We start from the raw sequence: 1,864 nt of genomic DNA, 5'->3' as shown, positions 1-1,864 counted from the left end.
CAGCAATTAAGGAGGTATCCTTTGCTGTACAACAAGGAGAAATATTGGGATTTTTAGGTCCGAATGGTGCAGGTAAAACTACAACAATGCGGATATTAGCTGGATATTTGCCTGCTACGAGTGGCACGGCTAAAATTGCTGGTTATGATGTCCATGAAGATTCTATGGCAGTACGACAATTGATTGGTTATCTACCAGAAATTCCGCCTTTGTATCCAGAAATGACTGTGGAAAGTTTTTTATTTTTTGTGACAAGAATTAAACGTGTTCCTGCGGGCGATCGCTCTTCTAAAGTTAAGGTGGCAATGAAGAGATGTGGGTTATTAGATAAGCGGAAAATATTAATTAGAAAACTTTCTAAGGGTTATAAACAAAGGGTTGGTATTGCTCAAGCTTTGGTACATGACCCGCAAGTAATTATATTAGATGAACCTACTGTTGGTCTTGACCCTAGACAAATTATTGAAGTGAGAAATTTGATTAAGAGTCTTGCTAATGACCATACAATTATTTTGTCTACTCATATTTTGCCGGAAGTTAGTATGACTTGTAATCGAGTGACGATTATTAATTATGGTGAAATTGTTGCTACAGGTAGTCCTGAAGAAATGAGTAATAAATCAGCAAGTGGGTGGGGATATGAAGTAGAAATTGAGGGAGAAGATCGGGCAATGGAAACAGGATTAAAGTTATTAGCTGAAGTTCCGGGGGTTCAATCTCTAGAAAAAGTTAAGTCAGATAATGAAAGTCGCTTCAGAATACAAATAAAATCTCAACCAGATATGGAACCAGGAAAAGAAATTGCTAATACTATAGTTAAAAATGGTTTGAGTTTATGCGAGTTGCGCCGAACTCGTGCTAGTTTAGAAGATGTTTTCTTAGGGTTAACTACAGGTGATATTCCTAAAAATTCATCGATTGAAGCATCGGCAAATTCTGTCATAGATAAAGTGAATAATGACCGAAATATTGAACTTCATAAAAATCAAAATCCTCTTCCCGATCCTTGGCAAGATGTGACAGAAAAAGATGCTCAAGAAGAAAAGAAAAATTGAGGTGATCGTTGAACAATTATTAATTATTACCTATCCTTGAAAAGAAGAGGATTGAGTCGAAGGAAAATTTTTTCTTTTTATCCTCTTAAAAGAGGAGGCTTTCCACCACAATTTTTCGGTAAGCATAAGGAGGAGGTAAAAGCAATTGAAAAATTGAGAGGGAATTAAAAGTTACTGCCAATTTACGCTCATTCAATCTTATTAGACCTCTCCTCCAAAAGAGTAGGGACGTTGCATGCAAGATCCATACAGGGAAATAATTGATAATTTCTCTGGGATAATTGATTGGATTTTTTATTATTGGAGATGTCTATTTAATCTCCCCCACTCCCCCACTCCCCTACTCCCCTACTCTCAACTATATAATAAGTATTCAACCGGATTTGATATCACTTCCAGACCACAAAAAAATCAAAAGGAAATTAAGTAATGCTAGTAGTAATTAGCAATATTTTGGCAATCTACAGAAAAGAGTTACAAGGATATTTTGCATCACCATTAGCTTATGCAATTACAGGAATATTTTGGTTATTGGCAGGATATTTTTTAGTTGCTATTTTATTAGGACCTGATGGAATTATTCAACAAATTGCGACTAGAGACCAATTAGGAATTACTGAACCGCCAGTCGATGCGCCCTACGAATTTTTGAAGGCTTATTTGGGTATTATGGGTTCTCTTTCTTTGTTTTTACTGCCGATGTTATCCATGAGTTTATATGCAGAAGAAAGAAAACGAGGCACTTTAGAATTATTAGCAACTTCACCTATAACTAACTGGGCAGTAGCAACAGGAAAATTATTAGCTGA

At 35.9% G+C, this 1,864-nt stretch carries 2 protein-coding genes; both read left to right on the top strand.

The features are described 5' to 3' along the window. On the top strand, positions 1-1,055 hold a 1,055-nt coding region (locus F6K13_RS31230; RefSeq protein WP_287289590.1), incomplete at its 5' end, for an ABC transporter ATP-binding protein. Positions 1,056-1,484: 429 nt separating this feature from the next. After that, positions 1,485-1,864, top strand: a 380-nt coding sequence (locus tag F6K13_RS31225) for an ABC transporter permease (RefSeq protein ID WP_375340690.1), incomplete at its 3' end; no start/stop codon positions are given.

This window comes from Okeania sp. SIO2B9, from assembly GCF_010672505.1.
GTDB classification, from domain to species: domain Bacteria; phylum Cyanobacteriota; class Cyanobacteriia; order Cyanobacteriales; family Microcoleaceae; genus Okeania; species Okeania hirsuta.
This window is presented reverse-complemented; position numbering and strand designations above follow the sequence as displayed.